Origin of the sequence: Streptomyces araujoniae (genome assembly GCF_050871195.1) — a bacterium.
GTDB classification, from domain to species: Bacteria; Actinomycetota; Actinomycetes; order Streptomycetales; family Streptomycetaceae; genus Streptomyces; species Streptomyces bacillaris.
In genome coordinates, this window is the sequence record NZ_CP194070.1 from 1,296,249 (window position 1) to 1,315,050 (window position 18,802).

16 protein-coding genes are annotated in these 18,802 nt (G+C 72.7%); 3 read left to right on the forward strand and 13 right to left on the reverse strand.

Annotation, left to right across the window (positions count from 1 at the left end; translation table 11 throughout):
- The 6 genes from ACQ9ZG_RS05440 to ACQ9ZG_RS05465 all read right to left on the reverse strand — a co-directional run bounded on the left by ACQ9ZG_RS05440 (nucleotide 1) and on the right by ACQ9ZG_RS05465 (nucleotide 6,691).
- Nucleotides 1-1,077 carry an LLM class flavin-dependent oxidoreductase gene (locus ACQ9ZG_RS05440; protein ID WP_109915666.1) on the reverse strand — a complete coding sequence of 359 codons (1,077 nt, stop codon included), beginning with the start codon at nucleotides 1,075-1,077 and terminating at the stop codon, nucleotides 1-3.
- A 142-nt stretch (nucleotides 1,078-1,219) separates the two neighbouring features.
- Nucleotides 1,220-2,194: an ABC transporter substrate-binding protein gene (locus ACQ9ZG_RS05445; protein ID WP_109915667.1), complete on the reverse strand. Its 975-nt coding sequence runs from the start codon at nucleotides 2,192-2,194 to the stop codon at nucleotides 1,220-1,222.
- A 48-nt stretch (nucleotides 2,195-2,242) separates the two neighbouring features.
- Entirely contained in the window at nucleotides 2,243-2,995 is a 753-nt protein-coding gene (locus ACQ9ZG_RS05450; RefSeq protein ID WP_109915668.1) for an amino acid ABC transporter ATP-binding protein, read from the reverse strand.
- A 17-nt stretch (nucleotides 2,996-3,012) separates the two neighbouring features.
- Complete coding sequence (locus tag ACQ9ZG_RS05455) at nucleotides 3,013-3,930, reverse strand: amino acid ABC transporter permease (RefSeq protein WP_109915669.1); 918 nt, start codon at nucleotides 3,928-3,930, stop codon at nucleotides 3,013-3,015.
- Between the two features lie 53 nt (nucleotides 3,931-3,983).
- Nucleotides 3,984-5,822, reverse strand: coding sequence for an FAD/NAD(P)-binding protein (locus ACQ9ZG_RS05460; RefSeq protein ID WP_109915670.1), 1,839 nt, complete (start codon nucleotides 5,820-5,822; stop codon nucleotides 3,984-3,986).
- Nucleotides 5,819-6,691 carry an amino acid ABC transporter permease gene (locus ACQ9ZG_RS05465; protein WP_109915671.1) on the reverse strand — a complete coding sequence of 291 codons (873 nt, stop codon included), beginning with the start codon at nucleotides 6,689-6,691 and terminating at the stop codon, nucleotides 5,819-5,821. Before ACQ9ZG_RS05465 ends, ACQ9ZG_RS05460 begins: the two co-directional genes overlap by 4 nt.
- Nucleotides 6,692-7,181: 490 nt before the next feature.
- Between ACQ9ZG_RS05465 and ACQ9ZG_RS05470 the strand changes: the two genes are divergently transcribed.
- Nucleotides 7,182-8,138 (forward strand): ABC transporter substrate-binding protein, encoded by a 957-nt coding sequence (locus tag ACQ9ZG_RS05470; RefSeq protein WP_109915672.1) that lies wholly within the window; start codon nucleotides 7,182-7,184, stop codon nucleotides 8,136-8,138.
- 57 nt (nucleotides 8,139-8,195) lie between these two features.
- On the opposite strand, the gene ACQ9ZG_RS05475 is transcribed toward ACQ9ZG_RS05470, so the two are convergent.
- Entirely contained in the window at nucleotides 8,196-9,446 is a 1,251-nt protein-coding gene (locus ACQ9ZG_RS05475; protein WP_499280021.1) for a DUF5685 family protein, read from the reverse strand.
- 311 nt (nucleotides 9,447-9,757) lie between these two features.
- Here ACQ9ZG_RS05475 and ACQ9ZG_RS05480 point away from each other — a divergent pair, with 311 nt between their 5' ends.
- Nucleotides 9,758-10,201, forward strand: a complete 444-nt coding sequence (locus tag ACQ9ZG_RS05480; RefSeq protein ID WP_028419897.1) for a cell division protein SepF — start codon at nucleotides 9,758-9,760, stop codon at nucleotides 10,199-10,201.
- Between the two features lie 67 nt (nucleotides 10,202-10,268).
- Here the strand turns inward: ACQ9ZG_RS05480 and ACQ9ZG_RS05485 are convergent, their stop codons facing one another.
- Together ACQ9ZG_RS05485 and ACQ9ZG_RS05490 are read right to left on the reverse strand one after the other, a co-directional pair.
- Entirely contained in the window at nucleotides 10,269-11,489 is a 1,221-nt protein-coding gene (locus ACQ9ZG_RS05485) for an acyl-CoA dehydrogenase family protein (RefSeq protein WP_109917542.1), read from the reverse strand.
- A gap of 103 nt (nucleotides 11,490-11,592) precedes the next feature.
- Nucleotides 11,593-13,419: an MFS transporter gene (locus ACQ9ZG_RS05490; protein WP_499280023.1), complete on the reverse strand. Its 1,827-nt coding sequence runs from the start codon at nucleotides 13,417-13,419 to the stop codon at nucleotides 11,593-11,595.
- Between the two features lie 477 nt (nucleotides 13,420-13,896).
- Here ACQ9ZG_RS05490 and ACQ9ZG_RS05495 point away from each other — a divergent pair, with 477 nt between their 5' ends.
- Entirely contained in the window at nucleotides 13,897-14,940 is a 1,044-nt protein-coding gene (locus tag ACQ9ZG_RS05495) for a phosphatase PAP2 family protein (RefSeq protein WP_084996218.1), read from the forward strand.
- 107 nt (nucleotides 14,941-15,047) lie between these two features.
- Here ACQ9ZG_RS05495 and ACQ9ZG_RS05500 read toward each other — a convergent pair whose 3' ends face one another.
- The 4 genes from ACQ9ZG_RS05500 to ACQ9ZG_RS05515 all read right to left on the reverse strand — a co-directional run bounded on the left by ACQ9ZG_RS05500 (nucleotide 15,048) and on the right by ACQ9ZG_RS05515 (nucleotide 18,766).
- The gene (locus tag ACQ9ZG_RS05500) at nucleotides 15,048-15,263 is read right to left on the reverse strand and encodes an I78 family peptidase inhibitor (RefSeq protein WP_018488002.1); all 216 of its coding nucleotides are present in this window, start codon (nucleotides 15,261-15,263) and stop codon (nucleotides 15,048-15,050) included.
- Nucleotides 15,264-15,580: 317 nt separating this feature from the next.
- Nucleotides 15,581-16,594 (reverse strand): helix-turn-helix transcriptional regulator, encoded by a 1,014-nt coding sequence (locus ACQ9ZG_RS05505; RefSeq protein WP_032756746.1) that lies wholly within the window; start codon nucleotides 16,592-16,594, stop codon nucleotides 15,581-15,583.
- A 61-nt stretch (nucleotides 16,595-16,655) separates the two neighbouring features.
- The gene (locus ACQ9ZG_RS05510; RefSeq protein ID WP_499280025.1) at nucleotides 16,656-17,486 is read right to left on the reverse strand and encodes a transferase; all 831 of its coding nucleotides are present in this window, start codon (nucleotides 17,484-17,486) and stop codon (nucleotides 16,656-16,658) included.
- A complete protein-coding gene (locus ACQ9ZG_RS05515; protein WP_028419893.1) occupies nucleotides 17,483-18,766 on the reverse strand; it encodes a glycosyltransferase family 4 protein in 1,284 nt (427 codons plus the stop codon). Before ACQ9ZG_RS05515 ends, ACQ9ZG_RS05510 begins: the two co-directional genes overlap by 4 nt.
- Nucleotides 18,767-18,802 lie beyond the last annotated feature (36 nt).

The window sequence follows — 18,802 nt, forward strand, 5'->3', positions numbered from 1 at the left end:
TCAGGCCCCCTTCGACGCGGTCGCGGCACGCGCGTAGCGGCTGGCGGGGCGGGTGAGGCCCAGGTGTTCGCGCAGGGTTCCGCCGGGGTGGAAGGTGCGGAAGAGGCTGCGGTGCTGGAGGAGGGCCACGGTGCCGTTGACGATCCTTTCGAGGTCGCGCTCGGGGGTGATGGGCGTGAGGTGGAAGCCGTCGGCCGCGCCCGAGCGGTGCCACTGGGCGATGAGGTCGGCCAGGTCGACCGGTCCGCCGCGGAAGTAGGTGCCGCGGGCGGCGAGCCGGGGACCGCTCTCCAGTCCGGGTTCGGGAGCGCTCTCGACGTCCCCGAGGTCGACGGTGAGCGCGACCAGGACCCGCAGCGCGTCGGGGTCGCGCCCGTGGGAGGCGGCCCTGGTGCGCAGTTCGTGGCGGAGGGCGGCGGCCTGTTCCGGGGTGGTGGCCCGGATGTGGATGACGTCGGCGTGCCGGGCGGCGGCCTCCTTGGCGGGGGCGCCGACGGCGTCGATGACGGTGACGGGGCGGCCCTGGGGCGGCCGGGGCACGATGGCCGGGCCCTTCACGGTGAAGGTGGAGCCGGTGAAGTCGACGTAGTGCAGCTTGTCCCGGTCGATGAAGCGTCCGGTCGCGGTGTCACGGATCTCGGCGTCGTCCTCCCAGCTGTCCCAGAGCCGCGCGGAGACGTCGGCCACCTCGCCGGCCTCCTGCCACAGGGCGGCTGGCGCGGCGGCGGGGCGGCGGCCGAAGAGCCGGGCCTCCGCCTCGGTGGTGGAGACCTCGACGTGCCAGCCGGCCCGGCCGTTGCTGACCCAGTCCAGGGAGGCGACGGCCGAGGAGACGTGGAAGGGCTCGGTGTGGGTGGTGGTGACGGTGGGGACGAGGCCGATGCGGTCGGTGGCGGGCGCGACGCGGGCGAGGACCGCGAGCGCGTCGAGCCCGGGGCGGGCGAAGGAGTCGCCGAGGGTGACGTAGTCGAGGGCGCCGCCTTCGGCGAGCCGGGCGAGGCGGAGGTAGTGGCCGGCGTCGTAGTGCGGCGGGCCGCCGATCTCGGCGGCCAGATGGAGGGAGGTACGGGCGGACATGGCGGGACCTCTCGGGTCGACGGGTGGGGCGGGGGTCTCGCTCCGGGGGTGTCCGGCCGGCCGGGCCGTGGCAGTGGGACCGGCCGGCCGGAGCCCTCGGGTGGTCATCGGCGGTGCGCGACCCCGATGGGGGTGCCCCGGGTCAGCTCTTGGTCTTGGGCAGGCCGGGCGGGTTGATCTCGGACTTCTCCACGGCCTCGCCGGTCAGGCCCCAGCGCTCCAGGACCTTGCCGTACGAGCCGTCCTCGATGATGTGGTCGATCGCGGCGGCGTACGCCTCGACCAGGCCGCTGTCCTTCTTGGTGGTGGCGGCGATCTTGCCCTGGAGGCCGCCGCCGGCCCCGGAGATCTGTCCGGCGATCTCGCTCTGGCCGGCCGTCGCCACGTGGTAGGCGGCGGACGGGCTCGGGCCGAGGTGGGCGTCGATACGGCCCGACTGGAGCGGCAGGTAGTAGTCGTTCTCCTTCTGGAAGTACTTGATCTCCACGGGCTTGCGCCCGGCCCTGACGTTCTCCTCGCTCCACTCGACGAGGATCTTCTCCTGGTTGGTGCCGGAGGAGACCGAGATCGTCTTGCCGGCGACGTCGGCCGGGCCGTTCACCTTCCAGCCGGAGCCCTTCTTCGCCTCGAAGGCGATGTTGTCGAGCCGGTAGGTGGCGAAGTCGTACTTCTCCTTGCGCTCCTCGGTCACGGTGACGTTGGAGAGGACCGCGTCGAACTTGGAGCTGTCCAGGCCGACGAAGAGGTTCTCCCAGGAGACCTGCTCGAACTCCGGCTTCAGGCCGAGGGTGTCGGCGACCAGGGTGGCGATGTCGATCTCGGAGCCGATCCGGGTCTTGTCGTCGGTGGCGTAGAAGCCGAGCGGCGGCACGGCGTCCGCGCTGGCCCCGACCTTCAGCGTGCCGCGCTTGCGGATCTCCTCGGGGACGAGGCCGGCGATGGCGTCGGCCTTCTTGCCTCTGAGGCGGTCCTGGTCGGGGCTGGTGTTGATCCCGGTGTCCTTCTTGTCCTTGGACGCGGCCACGTCGGTGGAGGCGTCGGGGTTGCCGCAGGCGGTGAGCAGTCCGGTGGCGGTGAGCGTGGCGATGGCGAGGGTGATGCTGCGGCGGACGGACACGTACGTACTCCTTGTGGATGATGCGGATGAAAGGGACACGAAGGCGGTTCAGAGGACCTTGGAGAGGAACGCGCGGGTGCGTTCCCGGGCGGGACGGTCCAGGACGTCGGCGGGCGGGCCCTGCTCGACGATCCGGCCCTCGTCCATGAAGACGACGGTGTCGGCGACCTCACGGGCGAAGCCGATCTCATGGGTGACGACGATCATCGTGGTGCCGCCGTGGGCCAGGTCCTTGATGACGTCGAGGACCTCACCGACCAGCTCCGGGTCGAGCGCGGAGGTCGGCTCGTCGAAGAGGAGCAGCTTGGGCTCCAGCGCGAGGGCGCGGGCGATGGCGACGCGCTGCTGCTGGCCGCCGGAGAGCTGGCCGGGGTAGGCGGAGGCCTTGTCGGCGAGGCCGACCCGGGCGAGCAGCTTCTCCGCCGCCTCGACGGCCTCCTTGCGGGGGCGGCGCAGGGCGGAGACGGGCGCCTCGATGATGTTCTCCACCACGGTGAGGTGGGGGAAGAGGTTGAAGTTCTGGAAGACGAACCCGATCTTGGTGCGCTGGCGGAGCACTTCGCGTTCGCGGAGTTCGTAGAGCTTGTTGCCGTCCCTGCGGTAGCCGACGAGGGTGCCGTCGACGCTGATCCACCCCTGGTCGACCTTCTCCAGGTGGTTGATGGTGCGCAGCAGGGTGGACTTGCCGGAGCCGGAGGGGCCGAGGATCACGGTGACCTCGCCGGGCCGCACGGAGAGGTCGACGCCGCGCAGCACCTCCAGGGAGCCGAAGCTCTTGTGGACGGCGCGGATCTCGACCATGGCATCGCTGGGTGCGCTCATCGCACGGCCCCCTTGGCGTAGTGACGTTCGACGTAGTACTGGATGACCGAGAGGGCGGTGGTGAGGAGGATGTACCAGGCGGTGGCGACCATCAGCAGCGGGACGACCCGGCCGCTGCGGCCGTAGACGACCTGCACCTGATAGAAGAGTTCGCCGATCGCCATGACGGAGACGATCGAGGTGCCCTTGAAGAGCGAGATGATCTCGTTGGCCGCGTTGGGCAGGATGGAGCGCATCGCCTGCGGCAGCACGATCCTGCGCAGCTGGCGCAGCTTGGGGATGCCGAGGGCGGCCGCCGCCTCCAACTGCCCGCTGCCGACGGCGAGTACGCCACCGCGGACGATCTCCGCCGCGTAGGCCGCCTGGTGCAGCGCGAGTCCGAGGACGGCCGCGCTCACCGCGCCGACGAGGTTCATCGTGTCGAAGGTGAAGAAGCCCGGCCCGAACGGGATGCCGAACTGCAACTCCTTGTACAGATAGGCGAGGTTGAACCAGAACAGCAGCTGCACGATGAGCGGGATCGAGCGGAACGCCCAGATGTAGCCGTACGCCACGGTCCGCAGGAACGGGCTGGCCGACAGCCGCATGAAGGCCAGCACGATGCCGAGCGCGAAGCCGAGCGCCGTGCCGTAGAAGGTCAGCTGGAGGGTGAGCCAGACGGCCTTGAGGATGACCGGCGCGGCGAAGAACTGCGCGAAGACGTCCCACTCCCAGCCGGGGTTGGTGACCAGCCCGCTGATGAACTGGGCGACCAGGACCGCGGTGACGGCGATGGCGGCCCAGCGCCAGGGGTGGCGGGCCGGGACGACGGTCAGCTCCCCGTAGTCGGTGCCGGGGCCGGCGGCCTTCTTCGCGGCGGGTCCGCCGGGGGTGCCGGCGGCTGGGTCGATGGGCGGATCGCTGGTGAGCGACATGGCGGGGTCCTTGGGAGCGGTGGTGGCGGTGGTACGGGGGCGGGCGCGGCGGCTCAGGAGGCGAGCCGGTCCCGACAGGAGAGGTCGCGCAGGAAGGTGAGCGCGGCGCGGGCCGCGTCGTCGTTCTGGCGGAAGGCGGGCCCGCCGGTACGGGGCCGGGTGAAGGCCCCGCTGTTGCGTGCGGTGGTGAACGGGCCGAGGGCGAAGCGGCGCGGGTGCGGGGTGCCGTCGCGGTCCAGGACGCGGCTGTCGGCAGGGTCCACGGCGAGCAGGCCGGTGTCGGTGACGGCGGCCCCGCCCTCGTACAGGGTGTGCAGCAGCGGGCTGGCGGTGTGCCGGAGCGAGGGGTCCGGGAGGCGGGCCTCGACCAGGGCGCGGGCCTCGGTGCGGGCGCCGGGCACCGTGGGGCTGGTCGCCCGGAAGAGGCCGCGCTCCTCGTCGGCCGTCACGGTGACGGAGGCGCCGAGGAAGCGGACGATCCCGGCCCGGGAGAGGGCGAGGAGCTGTTCGAGGCGGGGGCCGGGCGGGCCGGAGGCGAGGTAGCTGAAGAAACCGTGCCACCAGCTGCCGATGTCTCCGAGCCGGACGAGCTGGGCGTAGGCGGAGAGCAGCCCGACGAAGACCGCGAGGTCCGCGCTGTGCTCCGGGTCGTGACGGCGGGTCAGGTCGTCCGTGATGTAGGCGCGCAGCCCGTCCTGGAGCGCTTCGGGGCTCTCGTACGTGATCCCGTCCAGCGGCCGGTCGAGCGCCGCCAGGTCGAGCCGGTCGGCGGGGTCGGGTACGGCGGCGGCGACGAGGCCGTCCAGTTCGGGGCTGCCGGGGTCGGCGGCGGCGTACTTCGCCTCGAAGACCTCGAACTCCAGGGCGGTGCGCTCGGGGTGCGCGGTGAAGAGCCGGTGGTAGTGGGCGTGGCCCAGCTCCTTGGCGACCAGCGGCCACACGTCGCGCCGGAAGTCGAGCGGTCCGGGGCGGCCGAGCAGCCCGTCGGCCCATCGCGGGGTCAGGTAGCGGGGCGGCGGGCGTTCGCCGGTCCAGGTGTAGCCGATCTTGGAGTGGTACGGGACCCCGCGCCGCGACCCCACGTACAGCACGGGCTCCTGTCCCGAGGGCACGTAGACGCCGTTCTCGTGGCGGCCGCCGCGTCCCTCGGTGAGCAGGACCATGAGGTCGACGAAGGCGAGTCCGAAGCCCCGGACGATGACCGGTTCCCCGGCGGGCAGGGCGCTGAGGTCGGTGTCGGCGGTGAAGTCGGGCGGCAGGTGGATCAGCCCGTGCCGGGCCGCGAAGGTGCTCAACTCTGCCTGTTCCGGGTCGGGTTCGGCGTCCAGGTGGCCGACGGTCAGGACGACGAGGTCGGCGAGGAGGGGTGCGGTGCGGTCCTTCAGCCGGACGCGCTGGCGGCCGCCGCGGGGGCCGGTGACGGCGAGGGCGGTGGTGCGGTGCTCGTGGACGGTGACGGTGGGCGGCAGGGCGGCGAGGGCGCGCTGGTAGGTCCAGCGGAGGTAGGCGCTCTGGAGCCGCCGGCTGGGGAAGGTCTGGCCGGTGAGGCCGTGGATCTCGGCCAGGACGGCGGGCTCGGCGTCGGGGGTGACGCGCCCGGCGCGGACGTCCTCGGCCCAGGCGTGCAGGGCGGGTCCGTCGACGACCGGTCCGGCCAGCTGGACCGTGTCGTCGGTGAACATGGTGACGTCCTCCGCCATGGAGTTCATCCAGAGCAGCGGTGACTGGTCGGGGCGCCAGATCCGTCCGCCGCCCGCCGGGTGGGGGTCGACGAGATGGATGTCCAGAGGCGAATCCCCGTACAGCTCAAGGGCGTTGGCGGCGATGCGCTCGATGACGCCGGTGCCCCGCGGGCCGCCGCCGATCACCACGAGGGTGGGTGCGGCGCTCATCGCGCACCCGCCGTGCCACGGGCGTAGTAGCGCTCGACATAGCGCTGGCCGATGCTCAGCAGCGAGGTGACGAGCGCGTACCAGAGGGTGGCGACGAGCAGCAGCGGGATGACCTCGTAGGTGCGGTGGTAGACGAGCTGGACGGAGTAGAGGAGGTCCTGCACGGCGATGATGCTGACGATGGAGGTGCCCTTGAGGGTGCCGATCAGCATGTTCCCGGCCGGCGGGACGATGGAGCGCATGGCCTGCGGCAGCACGATCCGCCGGAAGCGCCGCCAGGGGCCGAGCCCCAGGGACTGGGCGGCCTCGACCTGGCCCCGCTCGACGGAGAGGATGCCGCCCCGGACGACCTCGGCGGCGTACGCGGCCTCGTGCAGGGTCAGCCCGATGACGGCGATGGAGACCGGGCCGAGGAGGGTGACGGTGTTGACGCCGAGGATCTGCGGGTACAGGGCGCCGATGTTGAACCAGAACAGCAGCTGGACCAGGATCGGCGTGGACCGGAAGAGCCAGACGTACCCCCAACTCACCGCCTGCAGAACGGGGTTGCCGGAGAGTCGCAGCACGGCGAGGAGTGCCCCGAGCGCGAAGCCGAGCACCATGACGACGGCGGTGAGCCACAGGGTGAGCCAGAGCCCGCGCAGGACGGTCGCGGTGCCGAAGTAGGCGAGGACGACGTCCCACTGGAAGGCCTCGTTGCGGATGACCGAGTCCAGCGCCAGAGCGAGCAGGATGATGACGGCAACTGCCGCCGCCCAGCGGCCTGTTCGGCGGACGGGGACGATGCGGGGCACCGCACGGTCGCCGTCGTTCTTCACGGGCGGTGGCGCGGAGGAGGAGGGAGGCAGCAGATCGGTCTGCGGGGGCATGCGGAGGCTCCGTGGATGCTGAGATCGAACACGGGGCGTACCTTCACACCACGAACCACACGTGGACCGGGCCCCTCAGCGCCGGTCCGCCTCCGAGATAAACGGTGAACACGGCGCGTTGTCAAGCCTGTCCACACTCTGAGCCGTATGTCTCACGTCGGTTGACGTCCACCCGGATGCCTGTTCCACTGAGCCCATGCATTCGCAGCAGTGGCTGGTCACCCGCTCCCACATCGACTTCGGTCGCGTGTGGTCCTCTTCCTGTTGAGCTGACCCTCTGCTGTTCCGTTCTCCCTGCTCACGCCCGCTCTGAGGCGTTCGAGCACTGTTCCTCGCGTGACTTCACCTCCACCACACCGCGTCGCCCTCCCCTCGCTCCGCCGCGCCGTTCCGCGCGTCCGCACCACTGAACCTCCCGTCGCCGCTCCGCGCCCTCCCGGGCCCGGGGCCGGTCGGCGTACCTCGACGAACCCGGAGAAAGAACAGAGCCATGCCCAGACCACGCCAGAGCGCCCTCTTCGCCCTGATCGCCGCCGCCGCGCTGACCCTCTCCGGCTGCGCCGACCCGGCGGAGCCCGGGGCGAGCACCACCGAGAAGAGCGGGGCCGGGAAGGGGGACGCCCCCACCACCGACGTGGTGTCCCAGGTGAAGAAGGACGAGGCCGCGGCGAAGCTGCTGCCTGAGGAGGTGCGGAAGGCCGGCACCCTGCGGATCGCGGCGGCCACCGGCTCCCCGCCCGGCGCCTTCTACGAGAAGGACGGCACCACGCTCTCCGGCGCGGACATCGACTTCGCTGACGCCGTCGCCAGGGTGCTCGGCATCGAGCTGAAGCGCGAGGTGGCCTCCTTCGAGGCGATCCTGCCGGCGCTCGGCAGCGGGAAGTACGACCTGGGCACCGGGAACTTCGGCGTCACCGACGTGCGCCGCAAGACCATCGACTTCGTGACGTACATCAACGACGGCCAGGGCTTCGCCGTCCGCGACGACAGCGAGCTGAAGCAGGTCACCGACCTCACCGACCTGTGCGGCCTGAACGTCGCCACCGGAGCGGGCACCACCTTCGAGGTGACCCTCCAGGAGAACCTGCCCCGGTGCGCGGAGAAGGGCGAGAAGCCCTACGAGGTGAAGACCTACGCCGACCCGACGGCGGTCTGGCTCTCCCTCAAGCAGGGCCGCACCGACGTGAACATGTCCACCATCAACGGGCTGCGCTACGCGGTGAGCCAGCAGGACGGGGTCCGCTTCCTCAACGAGTACAAGCGGCTCGACGTGGGCTTCGCCTTCAAGAAGGGCAGTCCGCTGACCCCGGCCTTCCAGGCGGCCGTCAACCAGCTCAAGAAGGACGGGACCTACGACCGGATCCTCACGAAGTGGGGCACCACCGAGTCCGCGATCGAGACCTCGCAGATCTCGCCGCCCGAGCTGAAGGGCCCCGAGCCGAAGTAGTCCGGCGGCGGGTCCGCGGGTGCCCGCCGGCAGTCGCACCGGCGGGCACCCGCGGGCTCAGCAGTCGCAGCCGCAGGACTCGCCGCAACAGCAGCAGCCGTCACCGCACTGGCTGCAGCAGTCGCACGCCTCGCAGCAGTCCCCGCAGCTCTGGCAGGGTGCCTCCCGCCGCTCCCGGCTCCACGGGTCCTCGTAGCTCCCGCAGCACATCTGGCAGGTGCAGGCGAGTCCGGCCCACACCAGGCAACCGGCGATCAGCCCGCGCCGGTCGCGCGGCGGCCGGGGCGGGGGCGGCGCGGCGGGACCGCCGGGGGTGGGACCGTACGGGTTCCCGGGGGTGGGACCGTAGGAGTTGCCGGGCGGCGGGCCGTACGGATTCCCCGGCGGCGGCCCGAAGGAGCCGTCGGGCGACACCAGCCCCTGGGACACGTCCAGACCCTGGTGCGAGCAGGACGACGTGCCGAACGCCCGGTCCACCGAGCGCCGCAGTTCATGGGCGAGCAGGACGTGGACCAGGCGGCCGTCCGTGAACTCCACCTCGCGCAGCGCCAGCCGTACGCCGTGCAGCGCGTCGTCGCAGAGCCGGCGCGCCTCGGCCGTCGGGGTGCCGGTCGCCGTGAGCGGGTTCCAGGCACCCGACGCGGCGTCGGCCTCCCGGTCCTCCACGGCGTCCAGCAGATGCGCGAGCCGGCCGAAGAGGCGTCCGGCCTCCGCGAGCGGGGCCGCGTTCCGCGGCTTCCCGGCGAGGACGGCGGTGTGGGCGAAGGCCGCCGCGGTGGCCGTCTCGGTGGGCTCGGTGACCGTCAGCAGGGGGGTGCCGGGCCCGGCGAGCGTCTCGATGCCGGTCTGCCGGTCGACCGCGTCGACGAGGAGGGCGGTGTCGAAGCCGAGCGCCGCCCCCGTACGGGCACCGGCCCGGTCCCAGCCCGCCGCCACCCGGCGGGCCGCCGCCGCGACCGGCCGCCGGGCCAACAGCCCGTCCCGGTCGGCCACGTGGTCGCGCACCTTGGCCGAGGCGAGGACGAGCGAGACGGCGGCGGCGAGCCTGGCCCCCTCACCCATCGCGACCGGAGCGGTCCGCATGGCGCGCAGCGGGCACGGCCCGGCGGTGCGCCGCCCGGCCGGAGTGGTCCCCGTCTGAGCCTCCGTCAGGACCGAGACGATCAGACCGTCATAGTTCGTGACAATCCGGGCGAACTGTCCGTGATCCGCCCTCAGAGCCAGGCAGAGACCGCAGAGATGGGCCATCCACTCGGTCCGCAGACCTTCGGAGAGCCGGTGGGTACAGGGCCTCACGATTCCGAACACGACGATCCCCCGCGAGCCGTTCCAGCCGGTGCGCGCCGTTCGCGCACCCGGGCGCCGTGCATCGTATCGAGTGATCCGTTCACCCGTACGTCCCCCAGGTCACCCGTACGGACCGGCGCATCATATTTTCTCATCAGAACCCCCTTTATCCAGGAGGAACCCTGACGAACCGCCATATGTTCTGCACCAGTAACGTCACGAATCACCTGCGCGGCGACTATCCACTTGGCGCGGTATCCGCATCATGGACGACCATAGGGATACGTAAGAGATGCGGAACACCAAGGAACCGCGGTTGAGAGGAGGCGTCCATGGGATCGGTGCGCAAGGCAAGTGCCTGGCTGGGCCTCGTGGAGGACAACGACGAGCGGTACTACGACGACGAGTACACGGAGGGTACGGAGACGGGCACGGGCAACCAGGCCTGGGTCACCGACCCCCGGGTCCAGGTGGCCGCCGAGGCGGCCGAGGAGCGGGACCGCCGGATCGCCACGGTGACGCCGGACAGCTTCCGCGACGCCCGGGCCATCGGTGAGCTGTTCCGGGACGGCGTGCCGGTGATCGTCAACCTCACGGCCATGGACCCCGCCGACGCCAAGCGCGTGGTGGACTTCGCCGCCGGGCTGATCTTCGGTCTGCGCGGCTCGATCGACCGGGTGGCCACCCGGGTCTTCCTGCTCTCCCCCGCCGACACCCAGGTGGTGGCGGGCGAAGCCGCCGGCCGGAAGACCGACGGCTTCTTCAACCAGAGCTGAGCAGGGCGCTCGCCGGAAAGTTCCGGTCAGCGCCTCCGGCCGGCACGCCCCGCGGGACGTGCCGCGGTCACCGGAAGGCGTCGAGACCGGTGAGCGCCTTGCCCAGCACCAGCTGGTGCATCTCCACGGTGCCCTCGTACGTGAGCACCGACTCCAGATTCGTGGCGTGCCGCATCACGGGGTACTCCAGCGAGATCCCGTTGGCCCCGAGGATCGTGCGCGCGGTGCGGCAGATCTCGATGGCCTCCCGCACGTTGTTGAGCTTGCCGAAGCTGACCTGCTCGGGGCGGAGCCGTCCCGCGTCCATGCGCCTCCCCAGATGGTGGGCGAGCAGGATGCCCTTGTGCAGTTCGAGGGCCATGTCCGCGAGCTTCGCCTGGGTGAGCTGGAAGCCGCCGATCGGCCGGCCGAACTGTTCCCGGGTGCGCGCGTAGTCGAGCGCCGACGCGAAGCTCGCCCGCGCCGCGCCCATGGCGCCCCACACGATCCCGTACCGCGCGTGGCTCAGACAGCTGAGCGGACCGCGCAGCCCCTTCGCCTCCGGCAGCACCGCGTCGGCGGGGAGCCGGACGCCGTCCATGACCAGTTCGCTGGTGACCGAGGCGCGCAGCGACCACTTGTGGTGGATCTCCGGTGCCGAGAAGCCGGGGGTGTCGGTGGGGACGACGAAGCCCCGGATGCCCCGGCCCTCGTCGCCCTCGTCGGTCTGCGCCCAGACGATCGCGACCCCGGCGACCGAGCCGTTGGTGATCCACATCTTGCGGCCGGTGAGCACCCAGTCGTCGCCGTCGCGCTTGGCGTACGTCCGCATCGCGGCCGGGTCGGAGCCGTGGTCGGGCTCGGTCAGCCCGAAGCAGCCGATGGTCTCGCCCGCCGCCATGCCGGGCAGCCACCGCTGCTTCTGCTCCTCGGAACCGAAGCGGTGGATCGCGTACATGGCGAGCGAGCCCTGTACGGAGACGAGCGAGCGGATCCCGGAGTCGGCCGCCTCCAGTTCCAGGCAGGCCAGCCCGTACTGGACGGCGCTCGCCCCGGCGCAGCCATAGCCGTCGAGGGACATGCCGAGCGCGCCGAGCGATCCCAGCTCCCGGGCCAGCTCCCGGATGTCGGGCAGCTCCCCCTTCTCGTACCACTCGGCGATGTGCGGCAGGACCCGGTCGGCGGCCCAGGTGCGGACGGTGTCGCGGATAGCGAGGTCGTCGGGGCCGAGCAGATCGTCGATGCCGAGGGGGTCGGTGGCGTCGAACGGCGGGAGCTTCGACGGCTTCGCGGACTCGGTGCTGGACATGAGGGTGCCTCCGGCGGCTCGCACGGTGTCCGGAAGGGCGGGGTCCGGCCACGCCTTCCGAAAACTAGCAGTGGTAGTCAGGGCGTCGGGGAGACGTTACGGCTCAGTGTGCCGCCCGTCCAGGGCCGGTCGCCTCGGCCGGCTCGCGCCGCGCGGGGAGCGTCACGCGCCGGGCCGGGCGCTCGGCCGTCGCGGGCGCCGGACGGTCTGCGGCCTTGGATCCGGCGGCCGGGCGCGGGGAGGCCTCGGGCCCGGCGGGGGCGGGGACGCGGGGCTCGTCGGCACCGGCCCCGGCCTCGGGCGCGAGGACGGCTTCGGGCCCGGGGACGGCTTCGGGCCCGGGGACGGCTTCGGGCCCGGGGACGGCTTCGGAGCAGAACTCCTTCGGCGGGCACTCCATCGCCCTCGGCAGCCGCAGCGCGGCCAGCGCGCCGAGCAGCAGGAGCCCGGCGCTGACGAGGAGCGTGATGTGCAGCCCGCCGACGAAGGCGTGCCGGGCCGTGGAGCGCAGCAGGTCTCCGAGCGGGCCGCCCAGCTCGGCGGCGACCTGGTAGGCCTCGCCCAGCGAGTGGGAGGCCTCCGCTCCGGCCCGGGCGGGGACGCCCTGGTCGCGCAGGGAGGCGAGGCCGGGGGCGTAGGCGGCGTTCATGACGCTGCCGAGGAGGGCGATGCCGAGCCCGGCGCCGAGCTGGTAGGAGGTCTCGCCTATCGCCGCGGCCCCGCCCGCCCGCTCCGCCGGGGCGTCGCTGAGCATCGACTCGTACGCCCCGAAGAGCGTCGTCTGGAGCCCGAAGCCGAGCAGGACGAAGGCACCGGCCAGCAGGGCGGGCCGGTCGTGGTGGCCCATCGAGGTGAGCAGCAGCACGGAGGAGGCCGTCAGCACGAAGCCCCAGCCCACCATCCTGCGGGGGCCGAGGCGGCGCAGGGTGTACGAGCCGGTGGCGCCCGCGGCCATCGCGGCGAAGGTCAGCGGCAGCAGCCGCAGTCCGGTCTCCAGCGGGCTGAGCCCCAGCACCAGCTGGAGGTACTGGACGGCGATCAGCTGGAGGCCGACCAGGGCCAGCATGGCGAGCACGATGCAGCCGACGGCGGTGGAGAAGGCCGGGCGGGCGAACATCGAGATGTCGATCAGCGGGTGCGTACGGCGCTTCTGGCGGCGTACGAAGAGGACGAGCAGCGCCAGCCCGAGGGCCAGCGGGACCAGCGCGACCGGGTCCAGGAGTGCCGCCCCGCCGCCCAGCCGCTTGACGCCGAGGACGACTCCGAGCACCCCGGCGGCGGCCATCAGTGCGCCCAGCACGTCCCACGGCCCGTCCTGGGAGCCGCGCGACTCCGGCAGCAGCCAGCGGCCGAGCGGCAGGATGACCGCCATCAGCGGGATGTTGATCAGGAAGACCGAGCCCCACCAGAAGTGCTCGACCAGGAAGCCGCCGACGACCGGCCCGGTGGCGGCGCCGACCGCGGCCACCGCGGTCCACACCCCGATGGCGAGCGCCCGTTCCCGCCGGTCGGGGAAGACCTGGCGCAGGATCGACAGGGTGGCGGGCATGATCATCGCGCCGCCGACGCCGAGCAGGGCGCGGGCCGCTATGAGGACGGCCGGGGTGTCGGCGCTGACGGCGAGCAGGGAGGCGGCGCCGAAGAGGCCGTAGCCGAGGAGCAGTACGCGCCGCCTGCCGACCCGGTCACCCAGCGTGCCGAAGAGGATGAGCAGGGAGGCGCAGACGAGGGGGTAGGCGTCGACGATCCACAGGAGTCCGGTGGCGCTCGGGCGCAGATCCTCGGTGAGCGAGGGGACGGCGACGTGGAGCACGGTCGCGTCGAGCGCGACCACCAGCAGGCTGAGGCAGAGGACGACGAGGACGACCCAGCGGTTGGCGCCGTCGGCGGCGCTGCGCAGCCGTGCCGCGGCCGTGGTCGTCCCGGACATCTCCGTACCTCCCGATGGGTCCCTCGCGCTCGGTGGACCGGCGGGGACTGTGGCGTGTCGCGTCTCCGGGGCCCGGCATCGACGGGCGAGTGCGCCGTCAGCGTACGCGAGTTCGGGCTGCTGACACGTGGTCCACCTCATACGCCGGTCCGCCACACAGTGTGTCGTACGCCACTGCGGCCCCACCGGTGGGGCCCCGCACCGCGCCCCGCCGGGCGGGCCGGGGGGCGGGGTGCGGCGGTGCGCCCCTCCCCCGAATGGCCGGATCAATTCCCGCGGATTCCCCCCGTACGAAATTGCCCGGAAGATCAAACACACTTCCGAACGGGACGCCGGGAAAAGGGGACGCAAGATCACGGGGTTTGTTCTCCGGGGCCGGAAAAAGTAACCCCGCTGAGACGAAGTCCACATCACATCGTCATCACAAAGCGGCCGGATTGGCCTGCACGCACACTCACTCGCTGTAACGTCGATTGGGTGCGTACCGACATCTTCGCCCGCCTGGACCGGGAGCCGGAACCGCCGAAGATAGTGGCACCGCGGATGAGCCGTCACCGCATCGCCCTCTTCGGCGGGACGTTGGCGTTCTATCTCGCCATCGTCTTCGCCGTGCTCGTGACGTCCTGGCTGGTGGCCCTGGACTGGAAGGTCATGCTGTTCCGGCCCTACCAGCAGTGGCCCGAACTGCACGCCTTCCTCGACTACTACGTCGTGCTCGGCCAGCGCGGCCCGACGGCGGTGATGGTCGCCTGCTGGCTGGGCTGGCGCTCCTGGCGTCAGCACACGCTCCGGCCGCTCCTGGTCCTCGGCACGGCCCTGCTGCTGCTGAACGTGACGGTGGGCGCGGTCAAGCTGGGTCTGGGGCGGCTCGGCCCGCACTACGCGACGCAGATCGGCTCGGCCGAGATGTTCGCCGGCGGCGATATATTTCCCTCCGGTCACACCGCCAACGCCGTCGTGACCTGGGGAATCCTCGCCTATCTGGCCACCACGCCCCGGGCCAGGCGCTATCTGTCGGCGCTCTCCGCCACCGTCTCGCTGGGCGTCGGCCTCACCACCGTCTACATCGGTACGCACTGGCTCAGCGATGTGCTGCTGGGCTGGGCGGCGGGCCTGCTCATCCTGCTGGCGCTGCCCTGGTTCGAGCCGCTGATCGCCCGGACGGAGAGCTGGATCTTCGACGTACGCGAGCAGTGGCGGGCCCGGCGCAGGGCCGTCCGTCCGGCGGTCGCCCCGCAGGACGGGCCGCAGCCGGTGCTGCTCCCGCAGTCGATCGCGGGCGAGGGGGCGGCCTTCGCGGGCGCGGCGGCGACACCCGTCATGCCCGCCGCAGCCGCCGCGCAGAGGGTGACCGGAGGGTCCACGGCCACCGCGACCGCCACGGCGACCGGGGCCCGGGCGCGGGCGCACACCCCCACCGTCTGCCCGGAGCGGCCGCCGGTGGCCCCGGCGGGCAGCCGCCGCCCGCCGCAGCACCCGGACCACGGCTCCCGGAGCACCGCGAGCCCGGCGGGCCGATGACCGGCGGCCAGAGGCCTTAAGGCCCCCCGCGTACGGCGAAGGCCCCGACCACACCCTGGTGGTCGGGGCCTTCGCCGTACGCGGTCGTATCCGGGGCCAGGGGGCCGTCAGCCGACCCAGCAGCGGGTCACCGTGGCGTCCTCGACCTGGAAGTTGATGCGCCCGGAGCGGAACTCCATCGTCATGAACGAGCCCGGCGGGACCGCCCGGACCGTGTCCCAGCCACGGCTTCTGGCCAGCTGCTCGGCGGCGTCGGCGGCGAGGCCGACATACGCGTCGGGGGCGTCGTCGGGCTGTTCGGGAGGGGTCGGTAGAGAGGCCATACCCCTCACCGTAGGCGGCCGCGGGGCCGGACGGAAGGCCGGAGCGGGGCCCGGCCCGGCATGCTCACGTGCCGTCGCGGTCACGCTTGTGTCACAGAATCCCCACACGCCCATATCCCGCCCTATTCACCCGGACAGCCCGCCGGGAAGCGGAGGTGCGAAATGGCCGGCGGCCCCCGTACGGCCGCACCGCGGGGCCGTACGCCGCACTCCGGAAACCCCCTGGGTGACCTGGCGCTTTTACCCGGCCGGGCCCCGTCACCCGAATGGGCGGAGCACCGGGAATTCATGCTCCCTTATACCTGTCCTACATTTCCTCACGCTTCATCCACGGTTCCCCCTCCCGCGCGGAACCGGGAGGAATCCCACGATCCGGCGAGCGCCCGGTCCAGCCGGTCCCGGGCCCGGGCCATCACCTCGATCAGCTCGGGCGGCTCCACCACCTCGAAGTCGATCCCCATGAGCAGCACGTGGATCACCAGGACCTCCAGGTCGGGCGCGCCCACGGTGAGCCGGCAGTTCCGCTCGTCGACGGGCTCCAGCACCCCGGCGGAGGGCGAGACGCGCCGGGCGGCCTCCGCCACCGGGGCCTTCAGCAGGAGCACCGCCCGCGCCGCGTAGGCGGAGACCGAGACGCCCCGGGAGACATAGGCGGCCAGGTCCTCGGCGGGCGGGGTGCGGGGCGCGAAACGGGGGCCGTGCGGGGGTGTCGGGGTGATCCGGTCCACCCGGAAGGTCCGCCAGTCCGCCCGGTCCAGGTCCCAGGCGACGAGGTACCAGCGGCGCTCGGTGCAGACGAGCCGGTGCGGTTCGACGGTCCGGCGGGAGTCGGAGCCGCCGTGGGCGCGGTAGGAGAAGCGGAGCCGCTCGCTGTCCCGGCAGGCCCCGGCGAGTTCGGTGAGGAGCGCCGGGTCGACGGTCTCGGCGTCCGCCCCGTGCAGCATCGGCACGGTGAAGGCGCCGAGCGCGCTCACCCGGCGCCGCAGCCGGTTCGGGAGCACCTGCTCCAGCTTGGCCAGGGCGCGTACGGAGGTCTCGCCGATGCCCTCGACGCCGTGGCCCGCCGCCGTACGCAGCCCCACGGCGACCGCCACGGCCTCCTCGTCGTCCAGCAGGAGCGGCGGCAGCTCGGCCCCGGCGCCGAGCTGGTAGCCGCCGCCGGTTCCGGGGCTGGCGTTCACCGGGTAGCCCAGCTCGCGCAGCTTCTCCACGTCCCGGCGGACGGTGCGCGGGGTGACGCCGAGCCGTTCGGCCAGATCGGCGCCGGACCAGTCCCGGTGGGCCTGGAGCAGTGAGAGCAGGCGCAGCAGTCGTGCCGAGGTCTCCAGCATGGGGAGGAGTCTGCCAGGGCTTGCGGACAGGAGCTGTCCGCAAGCCCTGGCCCCGGCCGGCTCAGGCGGTGGCGGGCCGGGGCTCCACCCGCACGGAGAGGTCGTTGCCGACGGAGTAGCAGGGGGTGGCCATGGCGCCCCCGGCCACCGGACGGCCCGGGTAGACGAAGGTCTTGTGCCGGGTCCAGACGTCGTCCAGGATGCGCGAGATCCGCACGGCTTTCGCTCCGGGAGCCGGGATCAGCCAGAGCCACCAGAGCTGCTCCCCGGCGACCGGGCCGGTGACCAGCGGGGCGTAGGGCAGGGTGAAGGCGAAGCCGCCCGGCTCCCCGGTGGCGGTGAGCGGGACCCGGTGGAGGCGCGCGGGGTCCCCCTGGAGCCGGGCCTCGACCACGGCGTCCTCCCCCGCCCCGGCCCCGTACAGCACGCCCTCGACGCTCATGCCGGCCGGGCCGACGCGGATGGCGCCGGCCTCGGCGTGCGGGGCGCGGACCCAGCTGCGGACCGCGAGGCGGCCGTCGAGGGTGGGGTAGGGCACCCGCCAGCGGACGGCGGCGGTGGCGGCGTCGGGGGTGCGGTCGACGAGGGTGCGCAGATCCCGCAGACCGGGCAGGACCGCCGGCGGGTCCGCGGAGCCGGGCTCCTCGACGTAGGTGTCCCACCAACCCTCGGGCAGGTCGGTGGCGGATTCCAGCACCGCCCGCAGCCGGCCGGGGGCGCTGCTGCTCAGCGGGAGCCGGACCGTGGTGCCCTCCCCTCCCCTCCGGCGCAGGAGCAGTACGGCCCCGGAGGCGGGGGCGGTGGCGGGGGTCAGGTCGAAGGTGAGCGTTCCGGCCGGGTCGGCGACGCAGTCGGCGCGTACGGTCGCGTCGGCGGTGGCGGTGGCGGTCATGCGGTCCTCCCCTTGCGGAGCACGTCGGCGGCCTTGTAGCGGAGGGCGTACGCCCCGTCGAGCACGGTGCCCCGGGTGCGGTGCAGCGCGGTGCGCAGCGGGCCGTGGCTCCGGCTGCCGGCGCCCCGGGCGACGAGCTCGGTGAAGAGGCTCTCGTGGCGCTCGGCGATCCGCGCCGGGTCGAAGCGTTCCGACGCGGCCAGCGCGGCGCGGCCCATCCGGTGGCGCAGGCCGTCGTCCTCGATCAGCCGGAGCAGCGCGGCGGCGACCGCGTCGGTGTCGCCCACCGGTACGAGGCAGCCGTCGACGCCGTCCTCGATGATCTCGGCCGGTCCGTGCGGACAGGCGGTGGCCACGACCGGCAGTCCGCCGCGCATCGCCTCGACGATGGTCATCCCGAAGGACTCGCGCTCCGACGTGACGGCGGCGATCGACCCCTTGGGCCACTCGGCCTCCAGCGGGCTGGCCGCGCCCATCAGGAACACGTGGTTGTGCAGGTCCAGCCGGTCGACGAGCGCGCGCAGCGTGGCCTGTTCGTCGCCGCTGGCGTCCGCTCCGCCGTAGATCCGCAGCCGCCAGTCCGGGCGGGCGGCCGCGACCTGGGCGAAGGCCCGTACGAGCAGGTCGTACCGCTTGACCCGGTGCAGCCGGCCGGCCGCGACGACCCACTTCAGATCGCCGTCGGCGGGCGGGCAGCCGGGCACGGGTACGGCGTTGGGGATGGCCTCGATCCGCACGCCGGGCAGCTTCATCCGGCGGCGGTAGTCGGCGGCGTCGGCCCGCGTGACGGTGGTGAGGGCGTCGAGCAGGGTGTACCGGTGGGCGATCTCGCGCCGCAGCCGGTAGCCGTGGTTGTCGAGGGTCAGGTGCTCCTGCCCGACGCGCACCGGGCCCCGGCGGGTCTGCCGGCTGATGTGCACGTTCAGCCCGGGGCGGGTGCCGACGACGACATCGGCTTCGAGCGTCCGGAGGTGGTCGGCGATCCGGGCGTCCGTGAGCCTGCTGTACTGCTTGTGCCGGCTGTCGCCGCGCGGGAACACCACGGCGGGCCGGGCGTGTTCGGCCGCGTCCCCCTCGTAGGTACCGCTCTTCCTCCGCAGGTCGACGAGGTGGCGGAGCGTCACGCCCTCGGGCGCGCCGAGCTGGGGTGTGTCGCGGTGCCGGAGGACGGAGACGATCTCGACGTCGTGCTGTTCGGCGAGGGTGCGGGCGAGCGTGAAGGTCGAACGGATCGTCCCGCCGATGCCGTACGCGTTGTGCAGAAGAAATGAGATATGCATGGAGCCGCCGTTTCCCCCTGGTCGGGCCGGTACTGC